This window comes from Actinomycetospora atypica (assembly GCF_042653685.1).
In the GTDB taxonomy this organism is placed as follows: Bacteria; Actinomycetota; Actinomycetes; order Mycobacteriales; family Pseudonocardiaceae; genus Actinomycetospora; species Actinomycetospora atypica.
In genome coordinates this window covers 34,754-49,521 of sequence record NZ_JBHSIV010000018.1, presented here as the reverse complement: position 1 = coordinate 49,521, position 14,768 = coordinate 34,754, and the positions used below count along the sequence as shown (strand labels likewise).

17 protein-coding genes are annotated in these 14,768 nt (G+C 74.2%); 11 read left to right on the top strand and 6 right to left on the bottom strand.

Annotation, left to right across the window (positions count from 1 at the left end; all coding sequences use genetic code 11):
- Positions 1-6 precede the first annotated feature (6 nt).
- The 3 genes from ACFPBZ_RS17135 to ACFPBZ_RS17125 form a co-directional block, all read right to left on the bottom strand.
- On the bottom strand, positions 7-240 hold the full coding sequence (locus ACFPBZ_RS17135; RefSeq protein WP_378037292.1) for a zinc ribbon domain-containing protein: 234 nt from the start codon (positions 238-240) through the stop codon (positions 7-9).
- On the bottom strand, positions 240-455 hold the full coding sequence (locus ACFPBZ_RS17130) for a DUF5703 family protein (RefSeq protein WP_378037353.1): 216 nt from the start codon (positions 453-455) through the stop codon (positions 240-242). The genes ACFPBZ_RS17135 and ACFPBZ_RS17130 overlap by 1 nt, the downstream gene beginning before the upstream one ends.
- 74 nt (positions 456-529) lie before the next feature.
- Entirely contained in the window at positions 530-1,537 is a 1,008-nt protein-coding gene (locus tag ACFPBZ_RS17125; protein ID WP_378037291.1) for an aldo/keto reductase, read from the bottom strand.
- A gap of 106 nt (positions 1,538-1,643) precedes the next feature.
- Here ACFPBZ_RS17125 and ACFPBZ_RS17120 point away from each other — a divergent pair, with 106 nt between their 5' ends.
- From ACFPBZ_RS17120 to ACFPBZ_RS17095, 6 genes are all read left to right on the top strand, one after another.
- Positions 1,644-2,477 (top strand): undecaprenyl-diphosphate phosphatase, encoded by an 834-nt coding sequence (locus tag ACFPBZ_RS17120; RefSeq protein ID WP_378037290.1) that lies wholly within the window; start codon positions 1,644-1,646, stop codon positions 2,475-2,477.
- Positions 2,478-2,502: 25 nt separating this feature from the next.
- Complete coding sequence (locus ACFPBZ_RS17115; RefSeq protein WP_378037289.1) at positions 2,503-3,213, top strand: histidine phosphatase family protein; 711 nt, start codon at positions 2,503-2,505, stop codon at positions 3,211-3,213.
- 82 nt (positions 3,214-3,295) lie between these two features.
- Complete coding sequence (locus ACFPBZ_RS17110; RefSeq protein WP_378037288.1) at positions 3,296-3,865, top strand: DUF3090 domain-containing protein; 570 nt, start codon at positions 3,296-3,298, stop codon at positions 3,863-3,865.
- An 85-nt stretch (positions 3,866-3,950) separates the two neighbouring features.
- A complete protein-coding gene (locus ACFPBZ_RS17105; RefSeq protein WP_378037352.1) occupies positions 3,951-4,709 on the top strand; it encodes an SCO1664 family protein in 759 nt (252 codons plus the stop codon).
- Entirely contained in the window at positions 4,694-5,653 is a 960-nt protein-coding gene (locus tag ACFPBZ_RS17100) for an MBL fold metallo-hydrolase (protein ID WP_378037287.1), read from the top strand. The genes ACFPBZ_RS17105 and ACFPBZ_RS17100 overlap by 16 nt, the downstream gene beginning before the upstream one ends.
- Before the next feature lie 24 nt (positions 5,654-5,677).
- Positions 5,678-6,937, top strand: a complete 1,260-nt coding sequence (locus tag ACFPBZ_RS17095) for an MFS transporter (RefSeq protein WP_378037286.1) — start codon at positions 5,678-5,680, stop codon at positions 6,935-6,937.
- Between the two features lie 57 nt (positions 6,938-6,994).
- Here ACFPBZ_RS17095 and ACFPBZ_RS17090 read toward each other — a convergent pair whose 3' ends face one another.
- The 3 genes from ACFPBZ_RS17090 to ACFPBZ_RS17080 all read right to left on the bottom strand — a co-directional run bounded on the left by ACFPBZ_RS17090 (position 6,995) and on the right by ACFPBZ_RS17080 (position 8,899).
- Positions 6,995-7,513, bottom strand: coding sequence for an excalibur calcium-binding domain-containing protein (locus ACFPBZ_RS17090; RefSeq protein WP_378037285.1), 519 nt, complete (start codon positions 7,511-7,513; stop codon positions 6,995-6,997).
- 25 nt (positions 7,514-7,538) lie between these two features.
- Positions 7,539-8,198 (bottom strand): class F sortase, encoded by a 660-nt coding sequence (locus tag ACFPBZ_RS17085; RefSeq protein ID WP_378037284.1) that lies wholly within the window; start codon positions 8,196-8,198, stop codon positions 7,539-7,541.
- Between the two features lie 65 nt (positions 8,199-8,263).
- Positions 8,264-8,899, bottom strand: coding sequence for a hypothetical protein (locus ACFPBZ_RS17080; protein ID WP_378037283.1), 636 nt, complete (start codon positions 8,897-8,899; stop codon positions 8,264-8,266).
- 271 nt (positions 8,900-9,170) lie between these two features.
- Here ACFPBZ_RS17080 and ACFPBZ_RS17075 point away from each other — a divergent pair, with 271 nt between their 5' ends.
- The 5 genes from ACFPBZ_RS17075 to ACFPBZ_RS17055 all read left to right on the top strand — a co-directional run.
- A complete protein-coding gene (locus ACFPBZ_RS17075) occupies positions 9,171-10,637 on the top strand; it encodes an ATP-binding protein (RefSeq protein WP_378037282.1) in 1,467 nt (488 codons plus the stop codon).
- A complete protein-coding gene (locus ACFPBZ_RS17070; protein WP_378037281.1) occupies positions 10,627-12,612 on the top strand; it encodes a VWA domain-containing protein in 1,986 nt (661 codons plus the stop codon). The genes ACFPBZ_RS17075 and ACFPBZ_RS17070 overlap by 11 nt, the downstream gene beginning before the upstream one ends.
- A gap of 291 nt (positions 12,613-12,903) precedes the next feature.
- On the top strand, positions 12,904-14,151 hold the full coding sequence (gene mshC / locus ACFPBZ_RS17065; protein WP_378037280.1) for a cysteine--1-D-myo-inosityl 2-amino-2-deoxy-alpha-D-glucopyranoside ligase: 1,248 nt from the start codon (positions 12,904-12,906) through the stop codon (positions 14,149-14,151).
- 46 nt (positions 14,152-14,197) lie between these two features.
- A complete protein-coding gene (locus tag ACFPBZ_RS17060) occupies positions 14,198-14,554 on the top strand; it encodes a DUF2237 family protein (protein ID WP_378037279.1) in 357 nt (118 codons plus the stop codon).
- Between the two features lie 12 nt (positions 14,555-14,566).
- Positions 14,567-14,768, top strand: a 202-nt coding sequence (locus ACFPBZ_RS17055) for a type VII secretion protein EccB (RefSeq protein ID WP_378037278.1), incomplete at its 3' end; no start/stop codon positions are given.

Sequence of the window (14,768 nt, the reverse complement as noted above, 5' to 3'; positions counted from 1 at the left end):
GCAGGCTCAGCCCGCCCGCAGACTTCGGGCCTCGCGGGCGGACAGCCGGCGGACCGTGCCGCACGCCGGGCACCGGGCCTCCCACCGGCTGCCGAGCGGCAGGACCGGGACGAAGAACACCGTGAACCGGGTGCGGCGCCGCACGAGCTGCTGCGGGCCCGGGTGCCCGCACACGGCGCAGAGCAGGGCCACGAGCCCCGCCGGACGCTCCTTGCGGGACAGCCCGAAGATCACCAGCATCAGACGGACACGGCCTCGCGCATCCGGGAGAGCTTCCGGCGGAGCCACACCTTCCGGGTGCCGTCGGCGAAGAGCAGCGTCCGGGCGAGCTCCCACCCGCCGAACTGCGAGCGGAGGCCGAGTTCGGCCGTGGCGTTGAGCCGCGAGACGTCCCGCGGGAGACGGACCGGCTGGTACTCCCAGTCCCCGTCGACCACCCCCGGTTCGAGGGTCATACCGGCGGGGACGGCCCGCTGCGAGTGGTCACTCACTGGCAACCTCCTGGTCGCTGACGCGCATCCACCGTACGTCACGTCCAGGGGGCCGGGGGATCGTCGAGGGCCACGCCGTCCGGTCCCGGGGCGCCCGACCCCACCGGCACGAGGTGGGCCGAGGACACGTCGTCGAGGGCCCCGCGGATCGCGGGCGGCAGGGTCAGCTCCTCGGCGGCGAGGGAGCCCAGCAGCTGGGCGCCGTCGCGCGCGCCGACCACCGGGGCCACCACGCCGGGCCGGTCGCGCACCCACGCCAGCGCCACGGCCAGCGGCGACGTCCCGAGCCCGTGGGCGGCCGTGACGACCGCCTGGACGATGCGGGCGGCCCGCTCGGTGCGGTGCCGGCCGACGTAGGAGCCGAGGTGCGCGGAGGCGCCCCGGGAGTCGGCGGGGGTGCCGTCGCGGTACTTGCCGGTGAGCACCCCGCGCCCGAGCGGCCCCCAGGGCAGCAGCCCGAGCCCGTGGTAGTCGGCGGCCGGGAGCACCTCCTGCTCCACGGTGCGGTCGAGCAGCGAGTACTCGGACTGGACGCTGACCAGCGGCAGCCCCGCCGAGCGGGCGGCCGCCGCGACCTGCCAGCCGGCGTAGTTGGCGACCCCGGCGTAGCGGACCCGCCCGGAGGACACGGCGAGGTCGACCGCGGAGAGGGTCTCGTCGAGCGGCACCTCGGGGTCCCAGGCGTGCAGCTGCCACAGGTCGACGTAGTCGGTGCCCATGCGCTCGAGCGAGGCGTCGAGCGAGGCCAGCAGCGCCGACCGGGAGGCCCCGCCGCCGAAGGGCCCGTCCTCGCGGCGGGCCCCGGCCTTCGTCGACAGGACGACCTCGGTGCGCGGGATCACGTCGGCGAACAGGCCGCCGAGGATCGCCTCGGCCTCGCCGTCGGCGTAGACGTCCGCGGTGTCGACGAGCGTCCCGCCCGCGTCGAGGAAGGCCAGCAGGGAGGCGCCGGCCTCGTCGGCGTCGGTGTCGCGGCCCCAGGTCATGGTGCCCAGGGCGAGCCGCGAGACCCGCAGCCCGCTGGCGCCGAGCCGTCGCTGTTCCACGGCGGGTCAGGTTAGGGGAGCGCCCGTCCACCCCGTGGAGGGACACACACCCACCCGGGCGGGCCGGGGGCGCCGGTCGATCCGTTACGGTCCGGAACCCGTGCAGATGAGCTGGCTGGAATCCGTCGTCCTGGGACTCGTCCAGGGGTTGACCGAGTTCCTGCCCGTCTCGTCGTCGGCCCACCTGCGGATCACCTCCGCCTTCTTCTTCGGCCACGACGCGGGGTCGGCCTTCACCGCGGTGTCGCAGCTGGGCACGGAGCTCGCGGTGCTCATCTACTTCTGGCCCGACATCAGGCGGCTCGTCCTGGCGTGGGTGCGGGGGCTGCGCGACAAGCGCGCGCGGGGCTACGACTACCGGCTCGCCTGGTACGTCGGCCTCGGCTCGCTGCCCATCGGCGTCGCCGGGCTGCTGTTCCAGGACCTGATCGACGGACCGGCCCGCAACCTCGCGCTCAACGCCTCGGTGCTCATCCTGTTCGGCCTCGTCCTCGCGGCCGCCGAGCGCTTCGGGCGCCAGCGCCGCGGCGCCGACCAGCTCACCCTGCGCGACGGCGTGCTCATGGGCCTCGGCCAGATGCTCGCGCTCATCCCCGGTGTCTCCCGCTCGGGGGCCACGACGAGCGCCGGCCTGTTCCTCGGGCTGGAGCGGGCCGTCGCGGTGCGGTTCTCGTTCCTGCTCGCGCTGCCCGCCGTGTTCGCCTCCGGGCTCTACAAGCTCAAGGACATCGGCGAGCCCGCCCTGCCGGGGCAGGTCTCGTCGAGCTGGGGGCAGATCCTCGTCGCGACGGTCATCGCCTTCGGGGTGGGCTACGCGTCGATCGCGTGGCTGCTGCGCTACGTCGAGAACCACACGATCTACGTGTTCGTCTGGTACCGGATCGTCCTCGGTCTGGTGGTGCTCCTGGCGGTGCTGGGAGGCCTCGTCCCCGCCACCTGATCGCCCGCCATTAGGGTGGGCGGACGTGACCACGGTGATCCTGCTCCGCCACGGACGCTCGACGGCGAACGTGTCGGGGGTGCTGGCCGGCCGCTCGCCCGGCGTGGGCCTCGACGACCACGGGCGCACGCAGGCGACGGGCCTGGTCGACCGGCTGGCGCAGCTCCCGATCGCCGCGGTGGTCCGGTCCCCGCTGCAGCGCTGCGAGGAGACCGTCGCGCCCCTGCTGGAGGCGCGCGGGCTCACCGCCGTCGTCGAGGACGACCTCTCGGAGGTCGACTACGGCGACTGGACCGGCAAGACCCTCGGCGAGCTCGGCAAGGAGGACCTGTGGAAGGTCGTCCAGGCCCACCCGTCCGCGGCCGTGTTCCCCGGCGGCGAGGGGCTCGCCGCGATGCAGCACCGCAGCGTCGCGGCGGTGCGCCGGCACAACGAGCGCATCGCCGCCGAGCACGGCCCGAAGGCGCTGTGGGTGGTGTGCAGCCACGGCGACGTCATCAAGTCGGTGGTGGCCGACGCGCTCGGTCTGCACCTCGACTCGTTCCAGCGCATCACGGTCGATCCCAGCTCGATCAGTGTGATCAGCTACACCCCGACCCGCCCCTTCGTCGTGCGGGTCAACGAGACCGGCGGCGACCTCGCGTCGCTGGTCCCGAAGCCGGACGAGGAGTCCGGGGGCGACGACGCCGAGGCGGGCTCCGAGGCGACGGTCGGGGGCTCCACCGGCGTAAACTGACCACCGAGTTCGCGGCGCGCATGCCGAGGCGTCCCGCCGGGAAGTACTCCCGGCCAGAGCAGCACGACCAGATCGAGGGGCCATGCCCAGGGTGATCCACGTCTTCCGCCAGCCCGACCGGTTCGTCGCCGGCACGGTCGGGGAGCCCGGCGACCGCTCCTTCTACCTGCAGGCGACCGAGTCCGCGCGACGCGTGTCGGTCCTGCTGGAGAAGCAGCAGGTCACCGTGCTCTCGGAGCGGATCGGCACCCTGCTCGAGGAGGTCTCGCGGCGCTTCGGCGCCGACGTCCCGCCCACCACGCCGGAGGACGACGTCGACACCTCGCCGCTGGAGGTGCCGGTGGAGGAGGAGTTCCGCGTCGGCACGATGGGCCTGGGCTGGGACGCCGAGTCGAAGAGCGTCGTCGTCGAACTCCTCGCCGTCACCGAGGAGGAGGTCGACGAGTCCGTCGTGCTCGACGACACCGACGAGGGTCCCGACGCGCTGCGCGTCTTCCTCACCCCGGAACGCGCCCGCGCCTTCGCCACCCGCGCCGAGCGCGTCGTCGGCGCCGGCCGCCGCCTGTGCCCGCTCTGCACCCAGCCGCTCGACGCCGCCGGGCACGTCTGCCCCCGGCAGAACGGCTTCCGTCGGGTCGCCGCGGAGTCCTGACCACAGAGTGAGACAGCCCGAGAGCTCCGACGGCCTGGACCCGGTCGACGTCGACCGCATCGAGGACCTGCTGCGCCGCGGCACCATGGAGGTGCGCGGCCGGCTCACCGACGCCTCGAACACGACCCTGCTCTGCGGGATCACCCTCGACGGCGTCGAGGACCAGTGCGTCTACAAGCCGGTGCGCGGCGAGCGCCCCCTGTGGGACTTCCCCGACGGGACGCTCGCCGGGCGCGAGGTCGCGACCTACCTCGTCAACAAGGCGGCGGGCTTCGACGTCGTCCCGCCCACGGTGCTGCGCGACGGGCCGTTCGGCCCGGGCATGGTGCAGCGCTGGATCGAGACCGACGACGAGCGCGAGCTCGTCGACATCCTCGAGCCCAAGGACGTCGGGCCGAGCTGGCGGACGGTGCTCCGCGCCCGCGGCGCCGACGGCGAGCCCGCCCTGCTCGTCCACGCCGACGAGCCCGCGCTGCGCCGCATGGCCGCCCTGGACGTCGTCGTGAACAACGCCGACCGCAAGGGCGGGCACGTGCTCGCCGGCGCCGACGGCCGCACCTACGGCATCGACCACGGCATCTGCCTGCACCAGGAGACCAAGCTGCGCACGGTGCTGTGGGGCTGGGCGGGGGAGCCGCTGGCCGAGGACGTCCGCGAGGGGCTGCAGCGGCTGCGGGCGGCGCTCTCGCCCGGCAACGCCGCCGACCTCGCCGAGGTCCTCAACGACCACATCACGATCCGCGAGGTGAAGGCGCTGCGCTCGCGCACCGACCGGCTGCTGCACGAGGACGAGCTCCCCGGGCCCTCCGGCGGCTGGCCGCCGATCCCGTGGCCGGCGTTCTGACGCCCGCGATGCCGCCGACCGACTTCCACCACCGCCTCGACTCCCGGATGCTCGGCCCGCTCGGGGCCGCGCGCCTGTGGTGGTCCTTCCCCTCCGACGAGGAGGCCCGCCGCGACGCCGCCCGCGTGCCGGTGACGCCCGACGCGCCGCTGCCCGACCCCGCCGCGGGCATGCTCGGCGTGACCTGGCTCGGGCACGCCTCGGCGCTGCTGTGGGTCGACGGCGTCACCGTGCTCGTCGACCCCGTGCTCTCCCCGGGCATCCCCGGCGCCGCGAGGCGGCTCACCCCGCCAGGGCGCACCGTCGAGGGCCTCCCGCCCATCGACGCGGTGCTGATCAGCCACGACCACTACGACCACCTCGACGTCCGCACCCTCGCGGCCCTGCCCCGCACGACGAGGATCCTGGCCGGACTGAACAGCGGCACGTTCTTCCGTGCGCGGGGCTTCCGCGACGTCGTCGAGCTCGACTGGTGGGACTCGGCCGGGTTCGCCGGGCTCTCCGGGGAGGTCCGGGTCGAGTTCGTCCCGGCCCGGCACTGGTCGCGGCGCACGGCCACCGACCGCTGCCACCGGCTCTGGGGCGGCTGGACCGTGACCGCCCCCGACGGCCGCTCCGTCTACCACGCGGGTGACACCGCCACCGGCCCGTTCCTCGAGCGCATCGCCGCCCGGCACCGCCGCATCGAGATCGCAGCGCTCCCGGTCGGCGCCTACGCCCCGCGCGACCTGCTCCGCGAGGTGCACATGGACCCGGCCGAGGCGGTGCGGGCGGCCGAGGTGCTGCGCGCCCCGCGGATGGTCCCGATCCACTGGGGCACCTTCGTGCTCTCCGGCGAGCCCGTGCTCGAGCCGCTCGAGGCCACCCGCCGGGCGTGGGCACGCACCCGGCGGCCGCGCGAGGACCTGTGGGACCTCCCGATCGGGGGTTCGCGGACCCTGTGAGACGGACCCTGTGAGACCCACGCTGTGAGGCTCCTGGTCTGGGGCACCGCGATCGTCGCCTACGTCTGCGCGGTCGTCGGGCGCTCCGCCCTCGCCTCGACCGGCCCGATCGCCGCGGCCCGCTTCGACGTCTCCGCCGGGACGCTCTCGCTGCTCGCGGTGCTCTCGCTCGCCGTCTACGCGGCGCTGCAGATCCCGGCCGGGGTGCTCGTCGACCGGCTGGGGCCGCGCCGGCTGATCGCCGGGGGCGCCGTGCTCGTCGCGGTCGGGCAGGCCGTGCTGGCGCTCGCCCCGACCTTCGCCCTCGCCGTGGGTGGCCGCGTGCTCGCGGGCGCGGGCGACGCGGTGATGTTCGTCAGCGTCCTGCGCCTCGTGCCCACGTGGTTCCCCCCGCGGCGCGTACCCCTGGTCAACCAGCTCTCCGGCATCCTCGGCCAGCTCGGCCAGGCCGTGTCGGCGATCCCGCTCGCGGGCCTCGTCGTCTCCAGCGGCTGGACCGCGGCCTACCTCGGCGCCGCCGGCGTGACCGGGCTGGTGGCGGTGGTCGCCGCCCTGGTGCTGCGCCCCGGTCCGCTCGGCGAGCCCGCGGCCGCCGGGGCGCCGGGCGGGCTGATGGAGGTGGTCCGCACCCCCGGGGCGCAGCTCGGCTTCTGGTGCCACTTCGCCTCGCCGTTCTCGGCCAACGCGTTCGGGCTGCTGTGGGGCTTCCCGTTCCTCGTCGCGGGGGAGCGGGTGGCCGAGTCGACCGCGCGCCTGCTCGTCAGCGGGGTCGTGGTGTGCACCGTGGCCTTCGGCCCGCTGTTCGGGACGCTCTCCGGGCGCTTCCCGCAGCACCGGGTCGCCCTGGTGGCCGGGTCGGTGGTGGCGCAGGCGCTGGCGTGGTCGGCCGTGCTCGCCTGGCCCGGGGTGGTGCCGCTCCCGGCGCTCGTCGTCCTCGTGGTGGTGGTCGCCAGCGGCGGCTCGGCCTCGCTCGTGGCCTTCGACGTGGCGCGCTCGGCGGTGTCCCCGGCGCGGATCGGCCGGGCCTCGGGGATGACGAACGTCGGCGGGTTCGTCTCGTCGCTGCTGGTGGTGGCGCTGGTCGGGGTGCTGCTCGACGTGCAGGGCGCCGGGTCGCCGGCCGCGTGGTCGACCGAGGTGTTCCGCGTGGCGATGGCGGTGCACGTCCCGGTGCTGCTGGTCGGGCTCGCCGGGATGTGGTGGTCCGTGCGCCGCGTGCGCCGTCCCGACGACGGGGCCCGGGCGCGTCCCGGGGTCGCCCTGACCCGGGGCTCGCGGGGCTGATCGCGGGAAGTGCGGCAGAGTGCTCGCTGAGCGAGCACTCTGCCGCCAGGAAATGGATCAACCTCCCGCCGAGACCGTTCCAGCCCGATGACGGCGGGCGGTCAACAGCCCGGCCAGGCCCGCGACGAGTCCACCGCCGAACCACCAGCTCGTGTAGTCGGCCGTACTGCCGTCGCCGGTCTCGGCACCGCCCGTCGGGACGACCTCGACCTGGTCGCCCGTCGAGTCATCGGAATCCTCGGAATCCTGAGAGCCCTCGTCCGACGAGATTTGCGATGAGTCGGACGAGGTCGACTCGCCCGCGCTGCTGTTGTTCGAGCCGGAGCCGGAGCCGGAGCCGGAGCCGGAGTTCGAGCTGGAGCCGGAACCCTCCTCCCGCTCGCACGCAACGCCGTCTCCGTCGCGATCGAGTCCCTTGCGATACCCGGGCTCACCGATTCGGATGTCCGACTGTCCGGCGGCGAAGGCCGCTGCACAGCTCGAGTAGTAGGGCGCGGCCGACGCGATGCCGGCGACACCGACGGGGGCGAGCACGAGGATCGCGCTGACGGTCATGGTTGATGCGATGCGCTTCATGTATCTCCAGACGGGTGAGGAACGGTCAGGCGGCGGTGGTGGTGGACCAGCCGTCGTAGGAGGCGAAGACGATGACGTTGTCGTCGTAGCGATGGGCGCTACGGTCGAGGGCGCCGCCGCAGGTGATGAGCCGGAGCTGTGCGTCGCGGGTGTTGCCGTAGACGGCCGTCGTCGGGAACGCGTCCTTGTCGGCCTGCACGACGCTCGTGACCGTGAAGAAGGCGGTGCGCCCGTCGCGGCGCGCGACAGCGATCCGGTCGCCGCGCTCGACGTCGTCGAGGTCGGCGAAGACGCCCTCCCGACCGTCGCCGTTGACGTGCCCGACGACGACCGCCGGGCCGATCGATCCCGGTGCCGGCCCGAGGCGGTACCACCCGGCCTGCTCGGGGGTGTGCACCGACGGAACCTCGATCTTGCGTTCTGCGTCGACGCCCACGGGCTGGAGCGACGAGCAGGCGTCGATGGACCCCACGGTCAACGACACCGGCTCGGATTGGGGGAGCGGTGACCGGTCGGAGTGCTCGGCCGTAACCGGGAGCACCCCGCACCGGGCGGCGGCGGACGGCATCGAGAGAAAGGCCGCGAGCCCGAGGAGCACGGCAGCGACCACCGCGAGAGCGATCGTCGCCCGGGGCGGTGGGGTTGTGAGCACGTCGTCGAGCAGACGCGGCCTGATGGTGAACATGGGAGCTCCCGGAGGGTCGGCGAGGCGTCGCCGGTGGAGACGGCGACGCCCCGCCACGACATGGATCAGGCGCGGGCCAGGGCCCGACGGACCCAGAGTCCGAAGCCGGCGAACAGCGCCAGGACCGCGGCGCCAGCCGCCGTCATCCCGACGGCGCCCCCGGTGCTGCCGTCGCCGGTCTCGGCGCCCCCGTCGGGGACGACGCTCACCTGCGACGCGGTCTCGACCTCGTCGACCTGGCCGTCGCGGTCGTCGTCGGCCTGGTCCTTGACCTCGGGCTCCCCGTCCCCGTCCTCGTCGGAGTAGCTGGATCCGGGCTCGAGCGCCCCGGAGCAGTCGTCCGCCGCCTGCTGTCGTGGTGCAGCCGCCCCGAGTCGTCCAGCCGCGAACTTGCTCGGGCTCGTCGACGCAGAACCCGAGGGCGATGGCGACGTCGTGGTCGTGGTCGTGGCGGTCTGGGTCGGCGACGTCGTCGTGCTCGGCGTCGCCCCTGGCTTGGTCGTCGTCTCCGGCTTGGACGGAGTACCTGTACCGGAACCAGCGCCGTTCTCGACGGGCTTCGACCCGCCGTCGCCGTCGGTCGCACAGTTCGTCTGCATGACAAGGTTCGCCGGCACCGTGACCGCCTCCGCCGCCGATGCCATCCCCGGCACCACGACGAGCGCCACCACGGTCCCCGCGACCGCCAGCGTCTTCTTCAATTCCCACACCCCCGGGAGTCCAACAATCACCAGACCGGCCGGTCTGACGAGGAGCGGGAGTTAACTCCTGTGGGTGTCGAGGGAAGCCGATGGAGGATCTCGACCCGCCGGACACGATCGGGCACGACGTCCGATTCGCACCTCAGTCGGGCTGATCACCGGGTGCCTCGTGCTGTCCGCGGCCCCGCCCGACCGCACCGGGCACCCGCTCGGACCCGCCCCCTGCCCGATCGGGCGGCACGACAGCGCCTGTCGTCGTAGCGTGGAGAAGGTGAGTACACCGCGTCCGCCCCAGGCAGCCGCAGCCGGCACGCCCTCGTCCTCGAACCGGGCTCAGCCGGCCGACCTCCCCACGACCCTCGGTCAGCTCCGCGCGAGCGACCACCCCGCCAAGACCGTGCGCGGCGTCCGTGACGAGCTGCGCGACAACCTGCTGGCCACCCTGCGGGCCGGCGAGAACCCCTGGCCCGGCATCGTCGGGTTCGAGCGCACCGTGCTCCCGCAGTTCGAGCGCGCGATCCTCGCCGGGCACGACGTCGTGCTCCTCGGCGAGCGCGGGCAGGGCAAGACGCGCCTGCTGCGCAGCCTCGTCGCGCTGCTCGACGAGTGGACCCCGATCATCGCCGGCTCCGAGCTCGGCGAGCACCCCGAACAGCCGATCATCCCGGCGAGCATCCGGCGCGTCACGCTCGAGGGCGACGACCTGCCCGTGGCGTGGCGGCACCGCTCCGAGCGGTACGCCGAGAAGCTGGCCACGCCCGACACGAGCGTCGCCGACCTCATCGGCGACGTCGACCCGGTCAAGGTCGCCGAGGGCCGGTCCCTGGGCGACCCGGAGACCATCCACTACGGCCTCGTCCCGCGGGCCCACCGCGGCATCGTGACGATCAACGAGCTGCCCGACCTCGCCGAGCGCATCCAGGTCGCGCTGCTCAACGTCATGGAGGAGCGCGACATCCAGGTCCGCGGCTACACGCTGCGCCTGCCGCTCGACATCCTCCTGGTGGCCAGCGCCAACCCCGAGGACTACACCAACCGCGGGCGCATCATCACGCCGCTGAAGGACCGCTTCGGCGCCGAGGTCCGCACGCACTACCCGCTCGAGATCGCCGGCGAGATCGCGCTGATCCGCCAGGAGGCGCACACCGTCGCCGAGGTGCCCGACCACCTCGTCGAGGTCATCGCCCGCTTCACCCGCAACCTGCGCGGCTCCTCCGCGATCGACCAGCGCTCGGGGGTGTCGGCACGGTTCTCCGTGGCGGCCGCCGAGACGGTGGCCGCCGCGGCGCTGCGCCGGGCCGCCGTCACCGGGGAGGACGCCGCCGTCGCGCGGCCGGTCGACCTCGAGGCGGTGCCGCCGGTGCTGCGCGGCAAGCTCGAGTTCGAGTCGGGCGAGGAGGGCCGCGAGGCCGAGCTCCTCACCCACCTGCTGCGTCGCGCGGTCGCCGAGACCGCCCGCAAGCGCCTGGCCGGGGTCGACCTCGGCCCGCTCGCCGACGCGGTCTCCGAGGGCCGCCGCGTGGTGACGGGGGAGCGCGTCCCGGCCCGCGAGGTCGTCGCGACCCTGCCGTCGGTGCCGGTGGTCCGCGCGGTCGCCGAGCGCCTCGGCGCCGGGGACACCGAGGCGCCGGGCCCGCTGGCCAGTGCCGTCGAGCTGGCGCTCGAGCACCTCTATCTGACTCGCAAGCTCGCCAAGGACGACGACGCGGAGGACGGCACGGTGGCCTATGGCGGCTGAGAACGCCCTGCCCGACGACGAGGGCTCCCGGCCCCGTTCGGGCCGCTACACCTACGGCCGGTTCTTCGACGGCCCCGACCCGCTCGCGCCGCCGTTCGACCTGCGCGAGGCCATGGACGCCCTCGGGCGGGACGTCATGGAGGGCACCAGCCCGCGGCAGGCGATGCGCGAGCTGATGCGCCGGGGGATGCGTGACCAGCAGGGGCTCGACGACCTGCAGCGCCGGCTCAACGAGCAGCGCCGGCGTCTGCAGCGCGAGAACCGGATCGACGGCACGCTGCAGGAGATACGCGAGCTGCTGAACCAGGCGCTCGAGGCCGAGCGGAACTCGCTGCAGGCCGAGGACTCCGACGACGCCCGCTTCCGCGAGATGTCGCTCGACGCCCTGCCCGACTCCACGGCGGGCGCCGTGTCGGAGCTGCAGAACTACGACTGGCGCAACGCCGAGGCCCGGCAGGCCTACGAGCAGATCCAGGACCTCATGGGCCGGGAGGCGCTCGACCAGCGCTTCCAGGGCATGAAGCAGGCGATGGAGAACGCGACCCCGGAGGACGTCGAGGCGGTCCGGGAGATGCTCTCGGACCTCAACGACCTGCTCGACGCGCACGGGCGCGGCGAGGACACCACCGAGCAGTTCTCGGAGTTCATGGGCAAGCACGGGGAGCACTTCCCCGAGAACCCCAGCAACACCGAGGAGCTGATCGACGCGCTGGCGCAACGGTCGGCGGCCGCGCAGCGGATGATGAACTCGCTCTCGGCCGAGCAGCGGGCCGAGCTCGAGGGCCTCATGCAGTCGGCCTTCGGCGACCCGCGCCTGGCCGAGCAGCTCGCCCGCCTCGACTCGCAGCTGCAGGCCATGCGGCCGGGGGAGGACTGGGACGGGCAGGGCCGGTTCAAGGGCGACAACCCGATGGGCATGGGCGAGGCGACGCGGGCGATGGAGCAGCTCGCACAGCTCGACTCGCTCTCCGAGCAGCTCTCCCAGAGCTACCCGGGCGCCCGCATGGAGGACATCGACCTGGAGGCCCTGGAGGCCTCGCTCGGCCGCCAGGCCCGGGTCGACGCCCAGCGGCTCGCCGAGCTCGAGCGCGAGCTGGAGAACCAGGGCGTGTTCGAGCGCGGCGCGGACGGGTCGCTGACCCTCTCGCCCAAGGCGCTGCGCCAGCTGGGATCCTCGGCGCTGCGGGACGTCGTCGGGTCGCTGTCGACCCGCCGCGGCGAGCGGGAGACGCAGCGCTCCGGCGCCGCGGGGGAGGCCAGCGGGGCCACCCGGCCCTGGGCCTTCGGCGACACCGAGCGCTGGGACGTCTCGCGCACGCTGCTCAACGCCGAGATGCGCCACGCCGCGGGCGACGACCGCATCCTCGACGTGCAGGACGTGGAGATCGTCGAGACCGAGCAGCGGACCCGGGCGGCGGTGGCGCTGTGCGTCGACACCTCGTGGTCGATGGTCGCCGACGGCCGGTGGGTGCCGATGAAGCGCACCGCGCTGGCCCTGCACCACCTCGTCTCGACGCGGTTCCGCGGCGACGCGCTGCAGATCATCACCTTCGGTCGGCACGCGCGCACGGTCGACCTGGGGGAGCTGACCGGGCTGGAGGGGGCGTGGGAGCAGGGCACCAACCTGCACCACGCACTGCTGCTGGCCGGCCGGCACCTGCGGAAGAACTCCGACGCCGCGCCGGTGGTCCTCGTGGTCACCGACGGGGAGCCCACGGCCCACCTGGAGCCCGACGGGCACGCCGTCTTCGACTACCCGCCGACCCCGGAGACCCTGCGGGCGACGCTGAACGAGGTCGACGTGATCGCCCGGCTGAAGGCGGCGCTCACGGTGTTCATGCTCGGGGAGGACCCCCGGTTGGAGGCGTTCGTCGACATGGTCGCCCGGCGCAGCGGGGGGCGGGTGGTGGCCCCCGACCTCGACGGTCTCGGGGCCGCGGTGGTGAGCGACTACCTCCACAGCCGCCGTCGCTGAGTCGTGAGACATCCGATCTTCGAGTGGCTCAGCGTGAGGTGGCGCCCGATTCGTGGGAGGCGCCACCTGGGTGGACCACCCGATCGGACCTAGCGAGGGATTACGCTGGGAGGTGGCAGGAGTCGAACCCCCCCGCGACTCCCGCCACCCCCGGCCGGGGCCCGTCCTCAGGCAGGCTCGTCGTGCTCGCCCGCGACGTCCCTGCGACGGGACCCGGCCGGGACCCATCGGGGATGTGTCACGTCCCCGTCCGGGCCCGGTCGGACACCGTCGGGGCATAGGGTCGGGGCCATGCGTTCGTGGTCCTCCGTCGAGATCCCCCAGGTGCCCGGAACCCCGCCCCCGCTGCGGTTGTACGACACCTCGACCGGCGACCTCCACCCGACGGCGCCGGGACCCGGCGGGGCCCGCATGTACGTCTGCGGCATCACGCCCTACGACGCCACCCACCTCGGGCACGCCGCGACCTACCTCGCGTTCGACCTCGTGAACCGCATCTGGCGGGACGCGGGGCACGACGTGCACTACGTCCAGAACGTCACCGACATCGACGATCCGCTGCTCGAGCGGGCCGAGCGCGACTCCGACGACTGGGTCGTGCTCGGGATGCGCGAGACGGCGCTCTTCCGCGAGGACATGGAGTCGCTGCGCGTGCTCCCGCCGCGCGACTACATCGGGGCCGTCGAGGCGATGGACGAGATCACCGAGCTCGTCGGGAAGCTCCTGGCCTCCGGCGCGGCCTACCGGGCCGACGACCCGGAGCACCCGGACGTCTACTTCGACCACACCGCCACGGCCGACTTCGGCTACGTCTCCCGGTACTCCACCGCGGACATGGAGCGCACCTTCCCCGAGCGCGGCGGCGACCCCGACCGGCGCGGCAAGCGCCACCCCCTCGACGCGCTGCTGTGGCGCACCGCCCGCGAGGGCGAGCCGTCGTGGCCCTCCGACCTCGGCGACGGACGTCCCGGCTGGCACGTGGAGTGCACCGCGATCGCCCTGAACCGCCTCGGCGAGTCGTTCGACCTGCAGGGCGGCGGCTCCGACCTCGCCTTCCCCCACCACGAGTTCGGCTCCGCCCACGGCGAGGCGCTCACCGGCCTGCACCCCATGGCCCGGCACTACTGCCACGCCGGGATGATCGGGCTCGACGGCGAGAAAATGTCGAAGTCGAGGGGCAACCTCGTGTTCGTCTCCCGGCTGCGCGCCGACCGCGTCGACTCGATGGCGGTCCGCCTGGCGCTGCTCTCGGGGCACTGGCGCACCGACCGGTCCTGGACCGCCGAGCTCCTGACGACGGGGCAGGCGCGGTTGCACCGCTGGCGCGAGGCCGTGGCCCTGCGCGACACCCCCGACCCCACCGACCTCGTCGAGAAGGTCCGGCTCCACCTCGCCGACGACCTCGACAGCCCCGGCGCGCTCGCCGCCGTCGACGCCTGGGCCGACGAGGCCCTGCGCCGGCCGTCGGCCACGGTGCCCGACGGCGGGTCGCGCGCGGCCGACGCCGTCGACGCGCTGCTCGGTGTGGCCCTGCGCTGACCCGGGGAGCCCCGGGCAGCACACCCCACCGATCAGGAGGACAGGCATGGCACGCAACGTGCTCGGCGGCGAGCTCAGCGACTGCGGACACGACCCGGTCACCGGGTTCTACCGCGACGGCTGCTGCGAGACCGGTCCCGACGATGCCGGGGTCCACACCGTGTGCGCCCGCGTCACGGCGGAGTTCCTGGAGTTCTCCGCGGCCCGCGGCAACGACCTGACCCGATCCGACACGCAGTTTCCCGGCCTCACGCCCGGCGACCGCTGGTGCCTGTGCGCCAGCCGCTGGAAGGAGGCCCTCGACGGCGGCGTGGCGCCGCCGGTGGTCCTCGAGGCCTCGCACGCGCGCTCGCTGGAGTGGATCGACCTCGCCGACCTCCGCGCGCACGCGGTCGCCGAGTAGCGAGGGGGCCCGGTGCGTGCCGACGCGGTGGGCACCGGGCGCGGCGCGCCGCCGACGCCCGCGGAGGTCCACGCCCGCCGCACCGCGACCCGTCGCCTCGAGGGCTCGCTCGTGGGCCGCGACCCGCTCCCCGAGCGCGACCCCGAGCGGACCCGCCGCCGGGCCCTGGTGGCGGGCGCGGTCCTCGGCGGGCTGGCCGTCGGGGCCGCGGCCG